Below are 20,747 nucleotides of genomic sequence, written 5' to 3'. Positions count from 1 at the left end.
TTTGAGCAAAAGGCTTGCAACTTATGAATAATCAAGGATAGGATGCCTCGATCCTCCCCCAGGATCCGCACAGAACGGGGGGGCAGATCCCCTATGATATCGAGGAGGCAGAGGATGAAAAAGCTTTTCGTGATGATGACCCTGATGGCCTTCGTGGTCGCGGCTCCTTTCGCTATGGCTGCCAAGAAACCCGTCAAATGCTGTATCAAGGGCCAATGTGAAGAGAAGGCTACCAAAGCCGACTGTACGAAGCTTAAGGGTAAGGTGGTCTCGGACTGCAAGAAATGCAAGTGAGGGAGTAAGCTCAAGAAGTCCCAAGGTCGCACTTGCCGGCCTTGAGGGCACCCTCACCCCTGCGCTTGGATTCGGCAAATCCGGCCGAGTGGAACGAGATTTCCTTCGCAGAAGTAACAATGGCGGGCACGGCCCTTCCTACAGAAATCGCATAGACAAATTGTAGGCAGGGCCGTGCCGCGTTTTCGGACATTTGTTTTGGTATAGTGATTCTCGAAAGTTCTTTCTGAATGGACCCGCACTGCTGGGCAAGCCAGCAGTGGCACCCATGAGTCAATCCGTCATTACTTTCGGGAACGGCTATAATTTGGTGCAAGGGACTCGGCTGGGCATATGTGACGCACAAAAGCCAGGCGTGCTTCCAGATGTCTTTCGCCAATCCGCGGACGAATCGTTCACACGCTAGGCCACTGTGGATTTCTTCCGCAGAACTTCTTCCAGAAAGCGGGCAAATGCTCGAAGGGCCCGGCCGCGGTGGCTCACCTTGTTTTTGGATTCGCGGTCCATCTCGGCAAAGGTGCACCCCGCCTCTTCAAAGTAGAAGATCGGGTCGTAGCCGAATCCTCCGGTCCCGCGAGGCTCGCGGGTTATCCGCCCTTCACAGGAACCTCCAAACAACTGTTCTTCTCCCTTCGGGGTAACCAGAGCCATAGCGCAGACAAACCTGGCTGTACGACGTTCTTCCGGGATATTTTCCAGTTCCTGGAGAATGCGGGCGCATTTTTCCGCATCGGATGCCCCTTCCCCTGAGTATCGCGCAGAATGGACCCCCGGACGCCCATCCAAAGCGTCGATGCAAAGCCCGGAGTCGTCTGCCAGGGTCACCACCCCGGTTGCGGCTGCAAAGGTGCGAGCTTTTTTCAAAGCGTTTTCTTCGAAGGTCAAGCCATCCTCGATCACTTCAGGAATGTCCGCCACATCCGAAAGCGACAAAAACTCAACGGGGAGGCCCTTCACCAGGTCGCGGATTTCCTCGACCTTACCCTGGTTGCTCGTGGCAATGAGAATTCTTTTAGGCAGGTTTTCCATCCGTTCCCATGCCGCAGGCGAAACGGGTCACTTGAGCGAGACCGCGCCGGTCGTTGACTTGAACAGCACTGCATTAAACCCGTTCTTGCGTATGTCCAGGCTCTGAATGGGGTCCGGGTAAGAACGGCCTTTACGCCACGCTCCGGTCTGATCCTTGTAATGCGCTGAGAAAAAATGAGACGAACTTCCCAGCGGACTGATTCCAAAAACCTGCGGGGGCTCGGTCATGTCCGCGATCTGCCTCAATGAAACTCCGTCCACAACCTGAAATGGGTGGACAGCAGACCATCCGGCAAGATTTATGGTGTCATCTGAGCCGGCTAGAGACACTGGGCCAATGTTGTACAACGCTTCGAGAAATCTTGATTTCGCTGTCAGGGGGTGCCGGAATTCCGTTTTATGGATCCGTCCCCATTTCCACTTCTTGGGATCCGAGGCCATCAATGATTTGCCCTGCTCGGCAGCTTTCTCGAACGCCTTTGCCAAAATTGCTTCCGGCCGGGCCGACTTTATCCAGCCCTGGGCGTTGTCCAGAAAGATCCTCTTCACTGCTCTTGAAGGCAAAGCAAAATAACTGGTGAACCCTTCATATAACGGCTCCCCTAGCGGCTTTAGAAAAAGCTCATCGAGCAGCGACTTGTAAGCGAGTCCGAAAACAGCGGCGCCGGCTGAGTCCTCATTCATCTGAAAGTCCCAGGACGCCAGCGTGTTCAAGGCTTCTTCTTCGAGGCGGCTTTTCTGGGGCTTGCCGTTCATTGACTCCAGAATGGCAGGGGTCAAACTCCGTCCCAGCGGAGACAGGTTGTCGTTCTGGATGGCCTGGAAACTTTCCCGGAAGTGTTCGTTGCTTGCTCCGAGCAATTCCTTGATCCGTTCATGCCTGGCATAGTCGTTCCAGTAACAGCTAACCAGGAGGGGGTAGTTCGGGCCTCCCGGCCTTCCGTCGGCTGAAATCGCGAATTCCTGGGAAGGATTGATGGTGGACGGGAGTTCATCGAATGGGATGAATCCGCTCCAATCATGGACTCCCGTCCATGCCGGTACGGGGAGAACTCCGTCGCTGTCGGACGAACGCACCGGGATTCTGCCGCCGGACTGTGTACCAAAATTCCCTTCTCGGTCGCACCAGACCACGTTGAGGGCCGGCGTTATCAGGGCCTTCAACGCTACAGCCACTTCCTTGCCGTTTTGGGCTCGGTTTATGGCGTAAAAGCTTGAGAACAGTCCTGTGCCGTCCCGTCCCGTCCACCGCAAAGAAATGGCTCGATCTCGGTCTATCTCGGAAACCAGAGGGCCGGTCTCCGTGAATTGGATTGTCCTGGAGACTCGCGATCCCCCTCGGACGCGGTAAGTTTCTTTACGCTCTTCCAGTTTGCGCCAGCGATCCACGCGCCAGTAGTCCCGGTGAGAATCGGGATCAAGCGCCTCGATGAACAAGTCGGCATCATCCGCGAGAGCAGACACACAGCCCCACGATGTCCGGGCATTGGTTCCCGCCAGGGCCACGGGAATGCCCGCGATAAAAGCCCCTGCAAGATGGAAGTCTCCCGCAACCAATCGCGCTCGGTACCAGAAGTCCGGCGCTGCCAAGGACTGATAAACCGTGCTGCTAGCCATGGGATTCCCGCTGCGGGTCTTGCCGGGCCCCATAGCCCAGGCACAACCCCCGCGCAATCCGGGCAGGCGTCCCAGAACTCGGCCTTCTGTCAGCCTGGAAAATAGCACCCCTTTGACGCTCCATCCTGCCAGGTACCCGGCGAAGACCCCCGAAGGAGCGGCCGGATCGGTGGGTAACAGCTCTGTCCCAATTTCCTTTCCCAGGTGGCCTACAATCCTTGTCATGAGGGGGTCTATTCGGCAGGCCACGGAACTTTCCCAAGCCAACGCGAGCAATATGGCGTTTACGTCATCAGGAGAAAAAGCCTCCGGCCGGTATTCCAAAAGGGAAAACTCCACCGGCATTTTTCCGGCGTGGCTCGATATATATTTGTTAATTCCTTGAATGAATTTCTGCAGCCATTTTCGCTCTGAATCGCCGAGTCGCTCGTAGTAGCCTTCCTTCTTGCGGCCCCCGTTGATGGTTCGCATAAGGTGGTCGCCTTCAAGATAGTCTGCGCCAAGAATCTCCGCCAGCCTCCCCTGCCCGGCCCTTCGCATGTAGTCCATCTGCCAAAGCCGGTCCTGGGCCATGACGTAACCCAGCACAAACGCAAGATCTTCTTCCTTTTCAGCAAGAATACCCGGGACCCCGTTGGCATCCCTGACCACCCGAACATCCGCCGCGATACCGGGGGTATCCACCCGGGCATGGCTTTCGGGAAGCAAGGAATGTACGAAGAAGTACATCCAGAGTGCCCCCGCGCCGGCCAGAAGGATCAGAACCGCGGGTATCACGGTAAAGATCCTCATCAGCCAGACGGGATCAATGTCAACTTTTGAGAGTGACCTCAGGAAACTCAACGAGGAGCGCCTCCGAACAGAATTTCAACCAGATCGGAACTCACGCCGTAAGGGTCTTTCTTTCTAGCTACGATTTCCCCCGCAACTCCATCCAGCGCCTGAATTCCTCCGAGTTTATCCAGCGCGGTTTCGATCAGTCTTTCCTTGAGAAGGTCCAGAATTTGGTTTTTCACCCGTATTTCTTCGCGCTTCTTAAGTCTTTCTTCCGCGTGTTCCAGCAAGTGCTTTCTGTGGTCTAGAATGGTCTGGTAGAGTTCGTCGATACCCTGGTCCTGAGCGGCCACCGTAGGCACCACAGGCGGCATCCATCCTTCCGCCTGGTAGCGCTTATCGGACATCTGTAACATGGACCGCAATTCGCTCGTAGTCTTGGTCACACCTTCGCGGTCGGCCTTGTTAACGACAAAGATGTCGCCTATCTCCATTAACCCGGCCTTAATGGCCTGAATGTCGTCGCCCATGCCCGGAATGGTCACCAGGACGGTCGTGTGAGCGCTGTGGACGATGTCAACTTCGTCCTGCCCCACTCCCACTGTTTCCACGATAATCACGTCCTTCCCCATAGCGTCCAATACAACTATAGCGTCCGCGGTGGAACGAGTCAGTCCGCCGAACTTGCCGCGCGTCGCCATAGACCGGATGAAGACGCCCTCGTCGAGGAAGTGTTTCTGCATTCTGATGCGGTCGCCGAGAATCGCTCCACCCGTGAAAGGACTGGTCGGATCTACGGCCAGGACTCCGACGGTCTTCCCGTCTCCGCGGAATCGCGACACAATACGATCCACCAATGTTGACTTCCCTACTCCGGGAGAGCCGGTAAACCCTACGATGTAGGATCGTCCTGAATGCTTGTAAAGCTCCGCGAGGTCCGAAAAAACTTTACGATCCCCGTCGTCGATACGGCGGATCAGACGGGCAACGGCCCTGACGTCACCTTGTATTATCTTTTTGGCAGACAATGATCTGATTCCTTCAAGCGGCCACTATAGTCACTTGCGCTTTCCGAGCAGGTTTCGGGCTATAACGAGCCGCTGAATCTCGTTAGTGCCCTCGTAGATCTGCGTGACCTTAACATCACGCATGTGCCTCTCCATTGGGTAATCCTTACAATACCCGTAACCGCCCAAGACCTGAACTCCCTCGATGGCCGCTTGCATGGCTACGTCCGAAGTGAACATCTTGGCCATGGCCGCTTCTTTCTCAAACGGCATTCCATGATCTTCCAGCCAGGCTGCTCGCCATATGAGCAACTCGGCCGCGTCGAGCTGTGTGGCCATATCGGCCAGTTTCCACTGAATTGCCTGGAATTCCGATATAGGCTTGCCGAACTGTGTCCGGGCCTGTGCGTATTCGATTGACTCCTCGAGAACCGCGCGGCCAATACCTAGCGCCTGGGCAGCTATGCTTATACGTCCGCTGTCGAGGGTTTCCAGCATCTGTCTCAGTCCCGCGCCGGGCTGACCCAGAATGTTTTCCTTCGGTACCCGTGCGTCTTCGAATATCAGTTCAGCTGTTCCTGATGCGTTGATCCCGAGTTTCTCCTCGACGCGACCTACCTTGAATCCCGGAGTTTCCCGAACATCGCACACAAACTGGCTGATACCCTTGTAGCCCTTGGACTTGTCGGTGCTCGCTGCAAACACGCAGTAATCTGCAATGTTTCCATTGCTGATGAACTTCTTCTCGCCGTTTATGATCCAGGTATTCCCGTCAAGACGAGCCGTGGTCCTCATGGACGCAGGGTCACTGCCCGCATCCGCCTCGGTGAGCGCATAGCAGCCCACGGACTCGCCTGACGCGGCGGGAGTAAGATATCGTTGCTTCTGTTCCTCAGTCCCAAATTTCAGCATCGGATAGCAGTAAAGCGAGTTGTGAGCCGCGACGAGGGTGCCTGTTCCGCCACAACCGCGCGAGATTTCCGAAACGATCATCGCGTAGGAAATGTAATCCATGCCCCCGCCGCCGTACTCCACCGGCACGGCAACGCCCATCACGCCCATCTCTCCCAGTGCCTTGAGCACTTCAGGGGAATGTGTGTGTTCACGGTCCAGGCGATCCGCGATCGGTTTGAGTTCCTTATCGGAAAACTTTCGAGCCATATCGCGTGCCATCTTTTGCTCTTCGGTAAGGAAATAATCCATATATTGCTCCTGAGTCCTCATCGAGTTCGTTCTTGCCGTTACCCCTCCCGGAAGGGTACACACAATGTGGCCGCACCGGACTATTGGTAGAAGCCGTGGGCTGTATTGTCAACAGGAAATGGCATGTTACCAACGGAATTTGTCTCTCGACTTGAAAAAAACACGGGCTCCGCGATGCTTTTGCAACCTGTAGGGGTTGAACGGCAGGCCGACCGGTGTTAATTATTGCCCATGAAAAAGTCCTTGGGAATCTTCTTTCGGGCCCTGCTCATTGCTGTAGCGGCCTCGCTGATTGGGCTGGGCCTGAACCACGTGTCGTCCAAACCCGTGCCCTGGATCTACGCCCCCCCGAACGAAATAGAAATTTCGGGCCTCAAAGTTCCTCTTATAGATGAAAAAGAGGCCCGGAAGCTGATGGACAAGGAAGGGACTATCTTTGTGGATACCAGACACAAAGACGACTACGACAAAAAGCGCGTTAAAGGCGCGATCTTCCTGCCTCAGGACGACAAGGAGGAGCGGTTTGTATTGGTTCAGCCGCTGCTCCCTGAAGATGCGCGGCTGATATTTTATTGCTATGGCCCTCAATGCGACATGGCCGAGGAGGTGGCTCGCTTCCTGTCTCAATTGGGCTACAAACAGATGATGATAATGACGGCCGGCTTTAGAGCCTGGGACCAGGCAGGCTACCCCATTGAAGGCGAAACCGAGCGATGAGCCCCATAGTCTGGAAATGGTTGCAGGACCTCCCGACCATTGGTCAATGATCTCATGAATTTCACGGCCGGTCTGTGACCTCTGGACCTTGATCGCGCGTTCTTATATTATTGTCCACCGTACCTATGTGAAAGGAAGGCAAATGAGCGGACGCTACGTACAATTCCTGGGATCGAGGCCGGGGATTGTGGTGGAACTCATAGATGATTCCGGTTCACCTTATGTGGTAAGGGCCGAGAGCGGTTTTGAATTTTCAATCAGCGCAGAGGACTTCAGGCACTATTATCGGCCCGAGGGTGGCCCCACTCCACCGCGCTGGCTGCCCTTTGTCACAGAACCTGAAACGGGCATGATCGAAGCAGGCAAGATCTCAAAGGTAATGGAAATGATCCATTCTTTAGAGGGAGAGTTTCAAGATTTTGCGAAAGCTAGGGCCTTCTTGAGGGATGCCCTTAAAATGATGGGTGACCAATCCAAGCCGAATTTGCGCGCTGTGAGGCTTGGACTCCAGGAAGGCGGATGGAACCAAGGCGATGAAACAGATAGGGCCTTGGAGGAACTGACGAGGCTTCCTCAGGACGTCCGGCTTCTGCTCCTGAGCGACACTACCGCAGTGATTCCACTGTTCACCGGGATCGAAGGGGAAGAAGTCCCTTCTGCCACGCAGGACGGTCCTCCGCGAATAAAGCCCGTCCGGCCGGAAGGCGCTCGCCCGGCAGCGAAGGTACGCAGGGTGGGGATGAAAAATGCGGAAATGAGTGTTGAGGGGGACATTCTTACTATCACGGTGGACCTGTCCAAGGAGTTCGGCCCGTCCAAATCGGGAAAGACCATCATTGTGGCGTCTTCTGAAGGGAATAAATCGGTCCCGGGGAGAACAGAAAAGATCGGGCTGAACATCTACAAGCAGCCCGGAAAGAAGGCTGCCAAAGGTAGGCGCAGCACGTTCAAAAACGTTGAGATGGACGTAGAAGGCGACAATCTCACCGTCAAGGTGGATCTGTCGAAGGAACTTGGCCCTTCCAAATCGGGGAAGACAACGATGGTGGCTACCACGGAAGGAAATCAGTTGGTGTACGGGCGAGAGGAAAAGATCGGCCTCAATGTTTACAGGAAAATAGACTAGCGCCTTGGGCCCCAACTTTTCGCCGGACCTTGTTCAAGTATGTCGCAGTGGGACCAACGGAATCCACTGTGCTTTGCACCTGTAAAAGGAGGCTTTTGATGTTTGTTTTTGGAACCGCAGATGATGTTTTTGCAATGGCCGTACGAATCGAGGAAAACGGCAACGCTTTCTATGAAGGCGCGGCTGGAAAGACGGATGACCCGCAGGTGAAGAAACTCTTCGAAGACCTAGCGCTAATGGAGGCGGGCCATATTCAAGCGTTCAAGGCGCTGCGAAGCCAGCTCCCCGGCTCCTCGACGGCCCCTGTGTGGGACCCCGAGGGCCTGGCGGAGAGCTACTTGCAGGCCGCAGCAGACACGCACATCTTCACAGTGGAAGCTGCCAAGCCCCGACTAGCCGCTGTAAAAACCCCTGTGGAGGCCCTTGATATGGCCCTTCAGTTCGAAAAAGATTCCATGGCGTTTTTCCTGGGAATGAAAGAAATCTTGCCCGACGCAAGCGGTAAGAGTGAGCTGGACAAGCTGATCGCGCAAGAAATGGACCATTACCGTATGATCACTTTTGCCAAGAAGAGGCTTCAGGAAGGCGGAAAAGCAACCATCGTGTAATTTCGGCGTACTACTAATTGGCCTATGAGTGTCCGTTTTCCCACGGGAGCAAGATTCTGTAGACTTGCAAAAGCCGGAACTTGTCATTGCGAGGGCGCAGGCCCGAAGCAATCCCCGACGCCGCAACAAGGGACATTGCTTCGTCGTTTCACTCCTCGCAATGACATGCGCGTTATCGAGGCGTGCCAAACAGTCTTTGTTCTAACTTCCGCAAGGCAAGCTGCCGTAACTGAAACGTTTTGTTATTATTCTTTCTCTTGCGGCGCTTCTGCGCATGGTCTTAATTTGGTGCTAATTCGTTCGCCTTTTCTTTCGCCCTCCAGAATTTCCAAACCGGCCAAGCAGCCCCCGCCCTCAATTGCCAGGCAGGAAAGAACGCGGCATTTCACAGGAACGCTTTTGTCCATCACTTGAATCACATCACCCTGGGCGAGCAGCTGCCTTCCTTCTATAGTGGCCTTGTCTTTCTTTTTAGGCATATGTGCCCTGACGACCTCCTGAAATATACAGCTATGCGCGGATGCAACTCCAAACAAAGGACCTGTGAAACCAAATCCCTTTCACCAAGGTCATGGCGGTGTTCTTGGTGTTTGAAGATAGATCTGCGTCAGGTAGAAATACCATGCCAAGGCAGATAAATGAATAGCATGTTCCGGAAGACTTCGCTCCGCGTTATCCGGTTGGACTAAAATCTGTCGAGGTAAGCAGTCTCGCTGAACGATGCTTCGATTGGCTCTGCTGCGGCCGCATGCGCGGTCGTCTCCTTCGGCGATGAGCGGCCGCTCGTCGCATCAGGGGCAGACGGAGTTCGGGTCGTCTTCATCAACGGGCTTTTGATTGCATCGTTCAGGGAGAGACGGCCGGTCGAGCAACCGCCGAGCAACAGGACGCAGGCAAGAATGGGGAGCAGGTATTTCATACCGGAACCTCTGTATGACTAATACCCTCTCTCCTGGTTCATCTTTTAAATCATAAAACGCCTTTCTGGTCAAGGAATTTCCTCTGTGATTCTAGCGTAATGGCTCTACAAAAGGCCATAAGGAGGGTTTTGGCCGATTGCGTAGCGTGGGTCGTCCCGCCGCGATCATGTCGCGGTAGCGGCCGGTGTCCCTGCCGGCCATTGTCGATATTACCCGTTTAATCGCGCGTTGCCATAAGCCGGCCCTGCAGTCTTTTAGCAAAGAGTAACAAGGATAGTCATTGTTGACGATGGGACCTGGGACTTAGAATTTACCGCAAGTTCTTTGAACCCGGGGCATACTTAAGGACTCATGCACAACACATGGCCAATTGGCACGGGAGCCAATAATTTCAACTGCTCATGCCTGTGGCGAAAGTGTTGCTTGACCAAGCTCATATTGGTATTACTTTGATAGTGGGCTAGCACGAACAATGCAGTCGCGTTATTCGAGGAACAACGTTTGGCATGTTCATGACTTCGTGTCATGAAAGGAGACAAGATCTATGTCACATCTCGTACTGCTTCCTATCAAGATGATCGGATGGACCGCGGCGGGTGTAGGGTTGGCCGTGGGCTGGAAGATCGGTTCTTACGTCATAAACAAGGCCAAGAGCAACAGCGAGGTTCAGCGATTCTACGAGAACCTGAAAGCGTGCTGCCAGCCGGCAGAGCCGCTCTGGAAAAGGCAGTTCTCCAAGGTGTCCGATGAATGAGGGCTGATGGAGCGCCCCGGCTTTGCCTCAACGGGGCAAGGTCATCCGAGCAATTCCTCAAAAACTCGGTCGACTTCCCGCTGCATCGCCTGAGCGTCCGGTGGCTCCATGTGGTCGTATCCGTGCAGATGCAGAATGCCGTGTATCAAAAGGTACAGGACCATTTCGTCGTCGGAATAGCCCAACCGAGCGGCATCATCCGCGGCCACATCCGTGCATATGACCACGTCGCCCAGGAGATCCTTCTGACCTGAGGCCCCTTCCCCCTCTCGCTGCGAAAAGGACAAGACGTTGGTCGGCCCCTCTTTCCCTCGATATTTCTGATTGAGTTCGGCCATTTCGTGGGAATCCACGAGCGATATGGACAGCATTACAGTCGACTTACATCCCAAGCCTTCTAATACTCGTTCCGTTTTCTTCCGCAACTCGTCCGGGTCTATTCCGATCCTTTTCTGCCGGTTGTCTATTAAGATCTCCATTAGGCTTATCCTGTGCGGCCAATTCGCTTGGGTAGTCGATACGGGTATGTAGAATGCCCTGTAAGGTTCGGACGAACGACTTGGTTATGGCATGAAGGTCTTTTAGCGTGAGGGTGGATTCATCCAGTTGCCCCTCACTGAACAGGCCCATTATCAGAGTCTGGACCCGTTTCTGAATACGCGCGGGAGTGGGGTCCGCAAGGGTCCTGCACGCAGCTTCCGCAACGTCTGCCAGCATGACCAGAGCGGCCTCCTTGGTTCTGGGCCGAGGTCCGGGATAATGATACTTGTCCTCCGACACCACCTGATGCGTCTTCTCAGCCTTTTCCAGGGCCTTGTTATAAAAGAACTTGATTAGACTGGATCCGTGATGCTGCTGAATGATATCTATGATCGGCGCGCCGAGCCTATGTTCTCTGGCCTTTTCGACTCCGTTTTTTACATGGGATATCAAAATGAGGGAACTCATGCTGGGTTCGAGCCTATCGTGCGGATTGACGCCCCTCAACTGATTTTCGATGAAATAAGTCGGCTTGGTCTTTCTCCCCACTTTTCCAATGTCGTGGTACAAGGCCCCGACTCGCGCGAGGAGCGGATTCGCGCCGATTGATTCAGCTGCTGTTTCGGCAAGGTTCCCGACGGTGATCGAATGATGATAAGTGCCGGGAGCCTGCATGGACATTTCCTTGAGCACCGGATGGTTCAGGTTGGCGATTTCCAGCAGCTTCACGTTGGTGGTGTAACCCAGCGGCTCCAACAACGGAGCCAATCCGGAGACCAACAGGCCCGACACGACACCGCCGAGGAATCCTAGCCCTATCTCATAGAAATCCGCCCGCGCGGTAAGTTGCCCCAGGGCCATCTTTATCGCGAGGACCGAAACCATGTTCACCAGCCCGACCACAAGCCCCGCTCGAAGCACGGATGTGCGGTCGGTTATGCGGGTCATCCCGTGGAGCCCTACGATCCCCGAAATGAAGTAAAAGGCGAACAGGTAAATGTTGCCTTCCACAGCGAGGGTGGCCGCAAGCGCAGCCAGCGCGGAAAATATGAAGGCGATCCTGGCATCGACCATCAAGGCCATTAGCATTGAGCCAGTCGCTAGAGGCGCAGCGAAGAGCACCGGATTCAGGGCCGCCTCTTTTTCCGGCGCGGTAAGGAGCGGCGAGAAGGATACGATGAAGCGTACAACGATGATAGTCCCGATCAGCAAAATACAGAAAAGCAAGAGATCTTCCGTCGCGCTGTGAGCCCGGCCCAAATGGTTTTCCGAAAAGTAGAAACACAGCCGAAGCAGGAGAATCAAAATCAACGCAATGCCCGCAAAAATTGCATAGCGGCTGTAAGCCGGGTTAGCCTTGTTCAGCCCGGAAAGCTTTCTCAAATGCCCTTCGGTGACCACTTCCCCTTTCTTGATAATGGGCTCACCCTTGGCCACCTGGAAATAGACCGGCTTGACCGAGTCGAGCGCCTCTTTTCGCAAGGATGCGCTCTTTTCTCTATTGTAAGTGATGTTCACATTGACCAGATCCATGCCGATACGGCGGATGGCCCGATCGAGAGCCGAATCCCGGGAAGGGTCCTTCTCTTCAACATTTATGGAGTTGAACGCTTCCTGTAAGTCGACGATGTTGGAGAGGTCTTTGAGAGGCTCCAATTTGTCTTTTGACTTGGTGTGGAGGAGGATACCGCGCTTGCCGTCCCTCATGACCTGTTCGCGACTCTGGATCACCCCTTTCCTAAGGACCGTGACCACCAGAGATCGCAAATCTCTCTCTACGTGCGGGCTGAACCCCACGGACTTCAGCATGGCAAAGCTCGACAACGTGATGTTGGCCCCCAGAAGATTTTCGTATCTTGTCCGGAGCGTGTGGTCGTCCAGGACCCGAAAAGGCGGTTGGCTCGTGGGTTTGGCATCCGCCGGCGGCTGCCCTTCCTTGGGCCCGCTGGCTTCCTTCTCCCGGAATGCGTTCTCAGCCGCGAGGTAGTCCCTCATGTAGTTGAATGCCGAAATGATCCTGGACTGAACGTCGTGAACCATTTCATCATCGAAATCGTAAACAGGCAGTACGGACTTCAGGCTCTCGTCCCGGTTCTTGTTGGTCGCTGAGTCGTCAACCACCTGAAACGTGATAGGTGAGACTATCTTTTCCTGCGCGGGCTCTCCAACGGTAAGGTTGTAGTACTGAAAAGACCGGGGGGCTGTCACGAAAGCGGCAATTAAAGCGGCCCCAACAATAAGGGCCCATCGCTGCCACTTGGGCTCGGTAAGGTTGTATAGCCAACTGGGCATGGTCTTCGCCGCGATTCGATTCAGAGACGCAGTCCAGCCCTTAATCTTGCCCGTGGGACTGATTTTTTCGGAGTTTTTGTTTTTTTCAGAGGACGTGGGCATTCTGCGCTATCTCCGCATGCGTCTCTCTCGGCTGAAAGACTTGCTCTCGTAGGCCTTTATGATCTCTTGAACCAGCGGGTGGCGAACCACATCCTGTTCGGTAAACATAACGACTTCTATGCCTTCTATATCGCTGAGTATCTCTCGGGCTTCCACAAGCCCGGACATGGTGTCGTCCGGGAGATCGATCTGAGTTATATCACCGGTAATCAGGGCCTTGGAAGAGTATCCGAGCCGGGTCAGGAACATTTTCATCTGCTCCGATGTGGTGTTCTGCGCTTCATCCAGGATGACAAACGAATCGTTCAGAGTCCGGCCTCTCATAAACGCAAGGGGTGCCACTTCGATGTCCCCGCGTTCAATCATGCGCGACGCTTTCTCAAAGTCAATCATGTCGTGCAGCGCGTCATAAAGCGGCCTCAGGTAAGGGTTGACCTTCTCGTAAAGGTCCCCCGGCAAAAATCCTAACTTCTCGCCGGCTTCCACAGCGGGCCGGGTCAAAATAATCCTCCTGAGTTCCTTCTTCGCGAAAGACGCCATTGCCATGGCCATGGCCAGGTATGTCTTTCCGGTTCCCGCCGGCCCTATCCCGAAGACAATGTCGTGAGTCTGAATAGCTTCTATATACTTTTTTTGCTGAGGAGTCTTCGGAGTAATGGGTCTTTTTCCCGGAGAAGTGAAAACTGTGTGCAGTAGAAGGTCCCTGATCTTGGCCTCGGAATTGTTTCGCAGCATCCTGACGCCTTGATCGATGTCCACGGGATGAATGGGATAGCCGTCACGAGCCAGCGGGTAGAGTTGCTTCAGGAGCCTCTCCGCCACATCATCGCCGGGAGGGTCTCCGGTAATGCTGACAGTATTGCCTTTAATAGAGATGCTTACGCCGAGGGATTTCTCAATGTATTTGATATTCTTGCTCAATTCCCCGACGAGGGCTTGAAATGCCCCGATATTGTCAAAACTGACCTTACGAGACGACTTCTCGCCCTGTTGTGCTGTAGGTGTCCTCAAGAAGGGCTCAGTTGCTCCTCAGCAATGAATTCTTGGCAGTGGTCCGGCCTCGTCTGATCATTCTCACGGGCGCCATTATAAAGGCCGGATCGCTCCGCGATGGTTCGGCCCGAAAGCCGGGATATCGCTCTCCGTTGAGAATAATATACCTTTCCCAGCAAGGAATCAACTTCAACCGGTTGAATGTCGGAACCCTCGGGTATAGAGTGACGCATTCACATTGACCGGGAGTTGCGCCGAATGCCGGACATCCAGAACGATCGAAGAGATATGGGCCATTCCAGCGGGTCACCCGAGGTTGCCGAAGCCTTCACTGACTTGGTGAAACTCATAAGAAAGCTTCGCTCGGAGCACGGATGCCCGTGGGACAAGAAGCAGACACCGCAGACCTTTCATCACTATATTCTCGAGGAGTATCACGAGCTGGTCCATGCCATGAACGAAGGGAACTCGGAAGAGATTGCCGACGAGACGGGAGATTTGATCTTTCTTGTGGTCTTTGTGGCTTACATGTTCGAGCAGGAAGGGATCGCCACTCTGCCTGAGGTCTTGCAGGGCGTAATTTCCAAGATGATCCGCAGGCATCCGCACGTTTTCGGCGAAGTTCAAGTCAAAGACGCGGAGGACGTGATCGACAACTGGGCCAAGATCAAGGCATCCGAGAAAAACATTCAAGAGAGAGAGTCGCTGCTGGACGGTGTTCCCCGATCGCTTCCTGCGCTCAATAGGGCGCAGAAACTCGCCAGGAGGGCAGCGAAGGCCGGGTTTGACTGGACAAAGGCTGATGAGGTCTTGCTCAAGATCGACGAGGAATTGGCGGAGCTGCGACAGGCCATTTCCTCGGGGTCACAGGCCGAAATCCGCGAAGAACTCGGAGACTTGCTGTTTGTGGTAACCAACGCGGCCCGCCACCTGGAAGTAAACAGCGAAGCCGCTTTGAACGAGACTTCAGACAAATTCGAGCGGCGCTTCCGTTACATCGAGGCGCGGTTGAAAGCATCGGGCAAATCCCTGGAAGACGCGGACCTCCAGGAAATGGACCGCCTTTGGGATGAAGCAAAGGCACTGGAAAAAAGAAGCTTGACGTGACTATAGCTTCATAGCTCAGGGTATGCCTGTTGCCGGGGGCGCCGGCTGAACTCTTTCAAAGGAGGCATACCTCGTGAAAAACAAAGTCATGATAGGGCTCTGGCGGTGCATGATCGATCTGCCGCCGTCCTTATGGGGCAAGAAGGTTTTCAAAACCAAAGCAAAATTTGAGGGCATGCTCGGTTTCATGTCCCAAGAGCATCGCCTGGTGCACCATTTCGTGGTGAGGGAACTCCCGTATGCCGGCCAGCCGTTATCGCCGGAATTTGTTGCAGACAAATTGGGCCTGCCTGTGAACCGGGTGAATGTCATTTTGAACGACCTTCAGGAGCACATGACATTCCTGTTCAGAAACAGCCAGGGTGCGGTTGTTTGGGCCTACCCCGTGACTGTTGAGAAAACCCCGCATCATGTGACGTTTAGCACCGGCGAGCAACTATATGCGGCTTGAGCCGCGGATGCATTTGCAACGCCCTTCGTGCAAGGGCGATTGAGGAAAGAATACGTGTCGGTCACGGTCAGAACCGAATGCGCCCACTGCTCCAAACCAATGGAAATCGAAATCGACAGCGATCTTCGCTGCACCGTGAAGAACGAGGGCTGTGAGCCCTTTGTCTTTGTTCCGCACGTGGACCTGTTCAAGATCCAGGACGAGAGCATTATCAACGCGTTCTGAAGCGAGAGCGTTTTCTTCTGGTCAGAAGAACATGCAAGAGAGGATCGCAGGAAGGGACGAAGAATGCGTGGCGCATATTTCAATGCGGCTCAAATGGCGATAGGGACCGAAATTATTCAAAGCACGATCTTTGGATTTGCGCGACTTCACCCATGCAAATAACCCCGCGTCCCGCGCGGGGTCACCGCAGATGCCGCGGAGATCGCGGAGTGTACGGCGCGCACGGCCGTGCGCCCCTACCCCTTCTTCGTGCGCTCTGCGGTGGAATAGTTCTCTGCAACCTCCCGCGTAAGTGAATGATTACAACCTCGCTCTCAAGGGGATTGCGGATTACCCTAGAATCCACTACAGTACTAGAAGCAACCCGTTTTCAACCAGAAACCAGGGTTGAGGCCCGCTTTCTTAAGATCTTACCCCGTCCTTGATTCCTCATGCAGGAGACCCCTCGGTGATCACTGTGCCAAACAGCGTACCGGGACCCATTGTAGCGCCAGATGAGGTTGCGCGCAGGGCACAATCGCTCCGTATGAGGCGTTTCGGCATGGCCGTGGCCACCTACGTGGTAGTGATTCTCGCGGCGTTTCTCACTACCCGGCTTGGGCTCGGCCAAATGACTTTTGCTCAGTGGGCAACTTTCATAGGCCTTGCACTGATTGGAAACATCGTCTTCTTTGTTTTGTTCCTGACGGGCGCGAACTTGCGCTTTTCAGATCCCTCCTTGACTCGGGGGCAGATCGTCTACTCCGCTTTTTGGGGTCTTGTGGCGATACATTCCTTACCCGAAGCCCGGCCGATGTTGTTGATGTTCTACCTGCCCGCTTTCAGTTTTGGAATGCTGCGTCTCAACCGGCGACAATATCTCAGGGTGGCGGCTTGCGTGATGGGACTTTACGGGTCACTCCTCGTGGTGGAGTATCTTCAAAATCGTGGGGGATTTAGGATACAGTACCAAATCTTTCTGTTCGTGTTGTTTGGCATTCTTCTGACATGGTTTGCCTTTTTCGGGGGATTTGTCTCGGATATCAGGCGACGTTTGCGATTGCGAAATCTGGAAATCGAAGCAGCTCATGAAAGGATTAAGACCGAAAGCGAAGAACGCTTACGCGCCCGGATTGAAAAGGATAATTTAATTATTCAGCTTGAGCATGCCCTTAGCGAAGTCAAAACTCTGAGTGGCTTGATCCCCATTTGCTCGGCATGCAAGCGAATCCGGGACGACAAAGGGTATTGGAACCAAATTGAGTCTTATATTCGCGATCATTCCGATGCAGAATTCAGCCACAGCATCTGTCCGGATTGTCAACAAAGACTTTATCCCGATCTATACTGATTTATCCTCGTACCTGAACCCCTGCGAATTACAGCGCTTGCAGCAATCCCCCGTAGGATGCGGTGAGCGAGGCGAACCGCATCGGTTGCGCAGAAAAAACCGAGCCACTTAAACGATGCGGTTCCCGCTGGTCACCGCATCCTACGCGCTCATCAATTGAACAAGAAGCGAGGTCAACCGCCCACCCGCGCTACGGACAGCGCTGCCCTTATTTCTGCGCCCACGTCTCCTGCAACGCCCTCGAAGGGTGTTCGCCGGAGGCGGTGGGGCAAAGCCAGCTCTGCCGCGGCCAAGACATCTTCGGATGTGACTTTGGTTCGGCCTTCGTACGCGGCCAAAGCCCGAGCGGTTTTAAGGGTCACGATGTCGGCCCTGTGGCCGTCCACGCCGAGCTTCAGGCACGCGGCCGCGATTATTTCCAGTATTGGCCTGTCCGCTATTGTTTCAACGGATCGCATTTGTGCGAGCTGAATTCGCTTAGATATTTCCGCTGATTCCGCGATCCAGTCCTCGGTGAACGCTGCGGGATCGCGATCGAACTTGAGGCGGCGCTCCATGATTTGGACTCGGGCTTCCGCGTCACGAATGCCTGAGATATTCACGCACAGGCCGAACCGATCGAGCAACTGGGGCCGGAGTTCACCTTCTTCGGGGTTCATGGTGCCAACCAGCGTGAACCGTGCAGGATGCACGAACGATACCCCTTCCCGCTCAACGGTATTGGTTCCCATAGCCGCGGAATCCAACAACACGTCCACCAGATGATCGTCCAGCAGGTTTACTTCGTCCACGTATAGTATGCCCCTGTTCGCCTGAGCCAGGATGCCGGGTTCAAACCTTTTTTGACCGGTCTTCAAAGCGTGCTCCAGGTTGAGAGTTCCGACCAGCCTGTCTTCAGTAGCGCCCAGCGGCAGTTCGACCACGTTGATTTTTCTCTTTATTTGGGGCGGCGCTTCCGTGGCGGGGTTGCCGTTCAAGCAGAGGTGGTCCATGCAATGATCGCACAAGAAATGTCCATCCCGAGCCGGCAATTGAAACGGGCAGTTTTCGACCACTTCAATCACTGGCAGAATGTCTGCAAGACCACGCACAGCAGTGGATTTTGCCGTGCCCTTTTCACCTCTTATGAGCACGCCGCCTATGGTCGGGTCGATAATATTCAATATGAGCGCCAGTTTCACCTTTTCCTGGCCCACGATTGCAGCGAAAGGATACAAAAACCGGTTAGACATCAGACACCGCTCCTCACTATTTGGAGTAAAGTATCGGCCCTCAAGTCCTTGATTGTGAAGTAGTCCGCGTGCAGGACTTCCGCTAGCCTCGCGGATAATCCGTACCGAAAGCCGCGGTCTTCTTCAGCGTCGACTACGATGGATTTGACCCGTTTGTCCAAGGCAATCCCCTTGGCCACCGAGAGAGCTTCCCAGAATGGATCTCCCTTGCCGACGCTCTCATTGGCCTTTCCGTCGGTAAGGATTATCAGTATCGGCTTGCACGCGGGATCTTTGAGCAGCACATTGCGCAGCAGGGCCTGGCCCTTGTGAAGCCCTGCGGCCAACGGGGTCTTGCCACCGACAGGAAGCTCCTTCAAGAGCTTGCCGGCCAGATATATGGACGCAGTAGGCGGCAGATTCACAAACGCCTCCTGCTGGCGAAAGGATATCATAGCCACCCGGTCCCGCTTCTGGTAAGCGTCCTTCAGCAGAGACATAATCGCGCCCTTGGATGCCACCATGCGTCCCTTCGCGGCCATGGAGCCGCTCGCGTCTACGATGAAAAGGAGAAAGTTTCCCGTTCGGGTCTCCCGAAGCTTTTCTCTGATGTCCTCATCCCGGATAGTTACCAAAAGACCGTTTGTGCTGTCTCGTGTCAACTGATGGGGAGCGGCCGCACGAAGGGTTGCATCCAAAGAGATGTCGTTGGTAAGCCTGGCCGAGGTGCACCCGACGTATCTCCCCTGCTTGTGTCTGGTTCGTGTTCGAGACCGCTTTCCTGATCCTTGCCTGCAAAGCTTGTCCGGACGGTGGCCGATCTCCCTGACTTTGAAGGTCGGGCCAATGTCAAAGAACGCTTCCGGATAATCGTATCGCCGGATTGGTTTTCGAACCGGGCCGAATTCAATGGTATCCATTCGCGAATCGCGCGAAGGACCTTGTGAAGGCTCTTGTTCCGGATATTCCTCAAAATGATCCCATATTGTCCTCACACGACCGGGGTTGTACGCAGGACCGGATTGCGCGGAATCCGTCGCGGCAGTGCGTTCACGAGACCGGTGCGGGAGGGCCAGGATTGCCGCGTGCCGAACATCCTCCAAGGTCACCTCGCCACGGCCTTCATACGCGGCCAGGGCCCGGGCGGCATTTGCGATCACGATGTCAGCCCTGTGGCCGGCTACATTGTGCTGAACGCAAATCTCCACGATCGATCCTTCCAGGAGCGGAGATAAAGTAATTCTCGGTAAAATCTTCCGAGCGTGTGCAATCTTCCGGCCCAGGTTCTTCTCTTCGCGCTCAAAGGCCTTCAAAAAATCTCGCGAGGTCCGGTCGAAGGTGTCCCTGCGTCGGAGCACTTCGACTCGCGATTCCAGGTCGCTTTCACCGCTCACATCCACACACAACCCGAAACGGTCCAACAGCTGAGGTCTGAGTTCGCCTTCCTCCGGATTCATAGTGCCGATGAGGATGAATCGAGCCGGATGGCGATGCGATACCCCTTCACGCTGAACCACGTTTTCCCCGGAAGCGCAGACATCCAAAATCACATCCACCAAATGATCGGGCAGGAGATTCACTTCGTCTATGTACATAATTCCGCGGTTGGCACGCGCCATAAGCCCCGGCTGAAAGACTCTTTTCCCGTCACGAATCGACGCGGAAAAGTCCAGCCCACCAACTATCATTTCTTCCGTGGCATTGAGAGGCAGCTCCACCACGCGCACTTTTCGACGCTTGGAAACGGTGTCAAAATCTGCCAGTTCCTGGACAGAGTTTCCGGGGAGGCCCTTTTTGCAAAAACTGCTGCGCGCAGGGCGATAACCCTCCTTTACGCCGCCGAGGCCTTCATGAATCGAGGAGTCAATCGAAGTTAGATATGGCCCCACGCCGAGTGGCCCCGGACCCCTCCCCAATCCCGCGTTCCGCGCGGGACTCCCATGATTTTGCACCATTGTCGAAAACAGCGACAATGGTGTCGTTTGGGAGGCCTCGGTGTCTAATTCCAGTTCCGCGGTTTTGAAACCGCTTCGAGAGTTGCCGAGGTCGTTCCGACAAGATCGGCACTGGTCTGGTGTATCTTTTGGATCGCAGGAATACGGACAATCAGCCACAACTTCGATTTCCGGAAGGACACTCTTCAGGGCCCGAACAGCCGTGGATTTCGCGGTTCCTCTTTCTCCCCTGATCAGCAGCCCTCCGACACTCGGGTTTATGGCATTGAGGATCAGAGCCAGCTTCATCGCATCCTGTCCCACTATGGCTGAAAAAGGATAGATGGGTTGGGACTTTTCGGGTTCGGCCAATTCCTGCTCCATTGTTCATGCTGTCATACGGATTCGCCTCCAAACGGTGACGATTGTTTGATCCAAAATCAGCACTGACCTGGATCCCAGGTCAGTGGCACCCAACAGCCAACCAGCATCGGCCTTCGGGTGCCACGGACCTGAGGTCACTCAGGTCCGTGCGGGATCTACCCGATCCTTCAGTGCTTGAACGCGACCTGG

20 protein-coding genes are annotated in these 20,747 nt (G+C 54.6%); 9 read left to right on the top strand and 11 right to left on the bottom strand.

Annotated features, from left to right (window positions below):
* The first annotated feature begins 114 nt into the window (after nucleotides 1-114).
* On the top strand, nucleotides 115-294 hold the full coding sequence (locus HY913_23720) for a hypothetical protein (protein MBI4966308.1): 180 nt from the start codon (nucleotides 115-117) through the stop codon (nucleotides 292-294).
* Nucleotides 295-696: 402 nt separating this feature from the next.
* On the opposite strand, the gene HY913_23715 is transcribed toward HY913_23720, so the two are convergent.
* The 4 genes from HY913_23715 to HY913_23700 are packed head-to-tail and all read right to left on the bottom strand — an operon-like array spanning nucleotide 697 to nucleotide 5,924.
* Nucleotides 697-1,323 carry an XTP/dITP diphosphatase gene (locus HY913_23715; GenBank protein ID MBI4966307.1) on the bottom strand — a complete coding sequence of 209 codons (627 nt, stop codon included), beginning with the start codon at nucleotides 1,321-1,323 and terminating at the stop codon, nucleotides 697-699.
* A 27-nt stretch (nucleotides 1,324-1,350) separates the two neighbouring features.
* Nucleotides 1,351-3,783, bottom strand: coding sequence for a penicillin acylase family protein (locus HY913_23710; GenBank protein ID MBI4966306.1), 2,433 nt, complete (start codon nucleotides 3,781-3,783; stop codon nucleotides 1,351-1,353).
* Complete coding sequence (meaB, locus tag HY913_23705) at nucleotides 3,780-4,751, bottom strand: methylmalonyl Co-A mutase-associated GTPase MeaB (GenBank protein ID MBI4966305.1); 972 nt, start codon at nucleotides 4,749-4,751, stop codon at nucleotides 3,780-3,782. Before meaB ends, HY913_23710 begins: the two co-directional genes overlap by 4 nt.
* Nucleotides 4,752-4,772: 21 nt before the next feature.
* The gene (locus HY913_23700) at nucleotides 4,773-5,924 is read right to left on the bottom strand and encodes an acyl-CoA dehydrogenase (GenBank protein MBI4966304.1); all 1,152 of its coding nucleotides are present in this window, start codon (nucleotides 5,922-5,924) and stop codon (nucleotides 4,773-4,775) included.
* Nucleotides 5,925-6,155: 231 nt separating this feature from the next.
* On the opposite strand from HY913_23700, the gene HY913_23695 reads away from it, so the two are divergent.
* From HY913_23695 to HY913_23685, 3 genes are all read left to right on the top strand, one after another.
* The gene (locus tag HY913_23695; protein MBI4966303.1) at nucleotides 6,156-6,641 is read left to right on the top strand and encodes a rhodanese-like domain-containing protein; all 486 of its coding nucleotides are present in this window, start codon (nucleotides 6,156-6,158) and stop codon (nucleotides 6,639-6,641) included.
* A gap of 142 nt (nucleotides 6,642-6,783) precedes the next feature.
* Nucleotides 6,784-7,767 (top strand): hypothetical protein, encoded by a 984-nt coding sequence (locus tag HY913_23690; GenBank protein ID MBI4966302.1) that lies wholly within the window; start codon nucleotides 6,784-6,786, stop codon nucleotides 7,765-7,767.
* Between the two features lie 98 nt (nucleotides 7,768-7,865).
* A complete protein-coding gene (locus tag HY913_23685) occupies nucleotides 7,866-8,375 on the top strand; it encodes a ferritin family protein (GenBank protein MBI4966301.1) in 510 nt (169 codons plus the stop codon).
* 245 nt (nucleotides 8,376-8,620) lie between these two features.
* Here HY913_23685 and HY913_23680 read toward each other — a convergent pair whose 3' ends face one another.
* Together HY913_23680 and HY913_23675 are read right to left on the bottom strand one after the other, a co-directional pair.
* Entirely contained in the window at nucleotides 8,621-8,854 is a 234-nt protein-coding gene (locus tag HY913_23680; GenBank protein MBI4966300.1) for a hypothetical protein, read from the bottom strand.
* A 206-nt stretch (nucleotides 8,855-9,060) separates the two neighbouring features.
* Nucleotides 9,061-9,294, bottom strand: a complete 234-nt coding sequence (locus HY913_23675) for a hypothetical protein (protein MBI4966299.1) — start codon at nucleotides 9,292-9,294, stop codon at nucleotides 9,061-9,063.
* A 545-nt stretch (nucleotides 9,295-9,839) separates the two neighbouring features.
* Here HY913_23675 and HY913_23670 point away from each other — a divergent pair.
* Complete coding sequence (locus HY913_23670) at nucleotides 9,840-10,049, top strand: hypothetical protein (GenBank protein ID MBI4966298.1); 210 nt, start codon at nucleotides 9,840-9,842, stop codon at nucleotides 10,047-10,049.
* Nucleotides 10,050-10,090: 41 nt separating this feature from the next.
* Here HY913_23670 and ybeY read toward each other — a convergent pair whose 3' ends face one another.
* From ybeY to HY913_23655, 3 genes are read right to left on the bottom strand one after another with little or no spacing between them, the layout of a single operon-like run.
* The gene (gene ybeY, locus HY913_23665; GenBank protein ID MBI4966297.1) at nucleotides 10,091-10,441 is read right to left on the bottom strand and encodes an rRNA maturation RNase YbeY; all 351 of its coding nucleotides are present in this window, start codon (nucleotides 10,439-10,441) and stop codon (nucleotides 10,091-10,093) included.
* Nucleotides 10,431-12,923 (bottom strand): HDIG domain-containing protein, encoded by a 2,493-nt coding sequence (locus HY913_23660; protein ID MBI4966296.1) that lies wholly within the window; start codon nucleotides 12,921-12,923, stop codon nucleotides 10,431-10,433. The genes ybeY and HY913_23660 overlap by 11 nt, the downstream gene beginning before the upstream one ends.
* A gap of 6 nt (nucleotides 12,924-12,929) precedes the next feature.
* Nucleotides 12,930-13,934: a PhoH family protein gene (locus HY913_23655; protein MBI4966295.1), complete on the bottom strand. Its 1,005-nt coding sequence runs from the start codon at nucleotides 13,932-13,934 to the stop codon at nucleotides 12,930-12,932.
* Between the two features lie 240 nt (nucleotides 13,935-14,174).
* Between HY913_23655 and mazG the strand changes: the two genes are divergently transcribed.
* From mazG to HY913_23635, 4 genes are all read left to right on the top strand, one after another.
* Nucleotides 14,175-15,023, top strand: coding sequence for a nucleoside triphosphate pyrophosphohydrolase (gene mazG, locus HY913_23650; GenBank protein MBI4966294.1), 849 nt, complete (start codon nucleotides 14,175-14,177; stop codon nucleotides 15,021-15,023).
* 73 nt (nucleotides 15,024-15,096) lie between these two features.
* A complete protein-coding gene (locus tag HY913_23645; GenBank protein MBI4966293.1) occupies nucleotides 15,097-15,474 on the top strand; it encodes a hypothetical protein in 378 nt (125 codons plus the stop codon).
* 54 nt (nucleotides 15,475-15,528) lie between these two features.
* Nucleotides 15,529-15,699, top strand: coding sequence for a hypothetical protein (locus HY913_23640; GenBank protein ID MBI4966292.1), 171 nt, complete (start codon nucleotides 15,529-15,531; stop codon nucleotides 15,697-15,699).
* 448 nt (nucleotides 15,700-16,147) lie between these two features.
* Nucleotides 16,148-17,029, top strand: a complete 882-nt coding sequence (locus HY913_23635; protein ID MBI4966291.1) for a hypothetical protein — start codon at nucleotides 16,148-16,150, stop codon at nucleotides 17,027-17,029.
* Between the two features lie 173 nt (nucleotides 17,030-17,202).
* Here the strand turns inward: HY913_23635 and HY913_23630 are convergent, their stop codons facing one another.
* Both HY913_23630 and HY913_23625 read right to left on the bottom strand, forming a co-directional pair.
* A complete protein-coding gene (locus HY913_23630; GenBank protein MBI4966290.1) occupies nucleotides 17,203-18,261 on the bottom strand; it encodes an ATP-binding protein in 1,059 nt (352 codons plus the stop codon).
* Nucleotides 18,261-20,558 (bottom strand): magnesium chelatase subunit D family protein, encoded by a 2,298-nt coding sequence (locus HY913_23625; GenBank protein MBI4966289.1) that lies wholly within the window; start codon nucleotides 20,556-20,558, stop codon nucleotides 18,261-18,263. Before HY913_23625 ends, HY913_23630 begins: the two co-directional genes overlap by 1 nt.
* Nucleotides 20,559-20,747 lie beyond the last annotated feature (189 nt).

It is taken from the genome of Desulfomonile tiedjei (assembly GCA_016212925.1).
In the GTDB taxonomy this organism is placed as follows: Bacteria; Desulfobacterota; Desulfomonilia; order Desulfomonilales; family Desulfomonilaceae; genus JACRDF01.
Note: the sequence above shows the minus strand (reverse complement) of the source record. Positions and strands in the feature narration are given on the sequence as shown.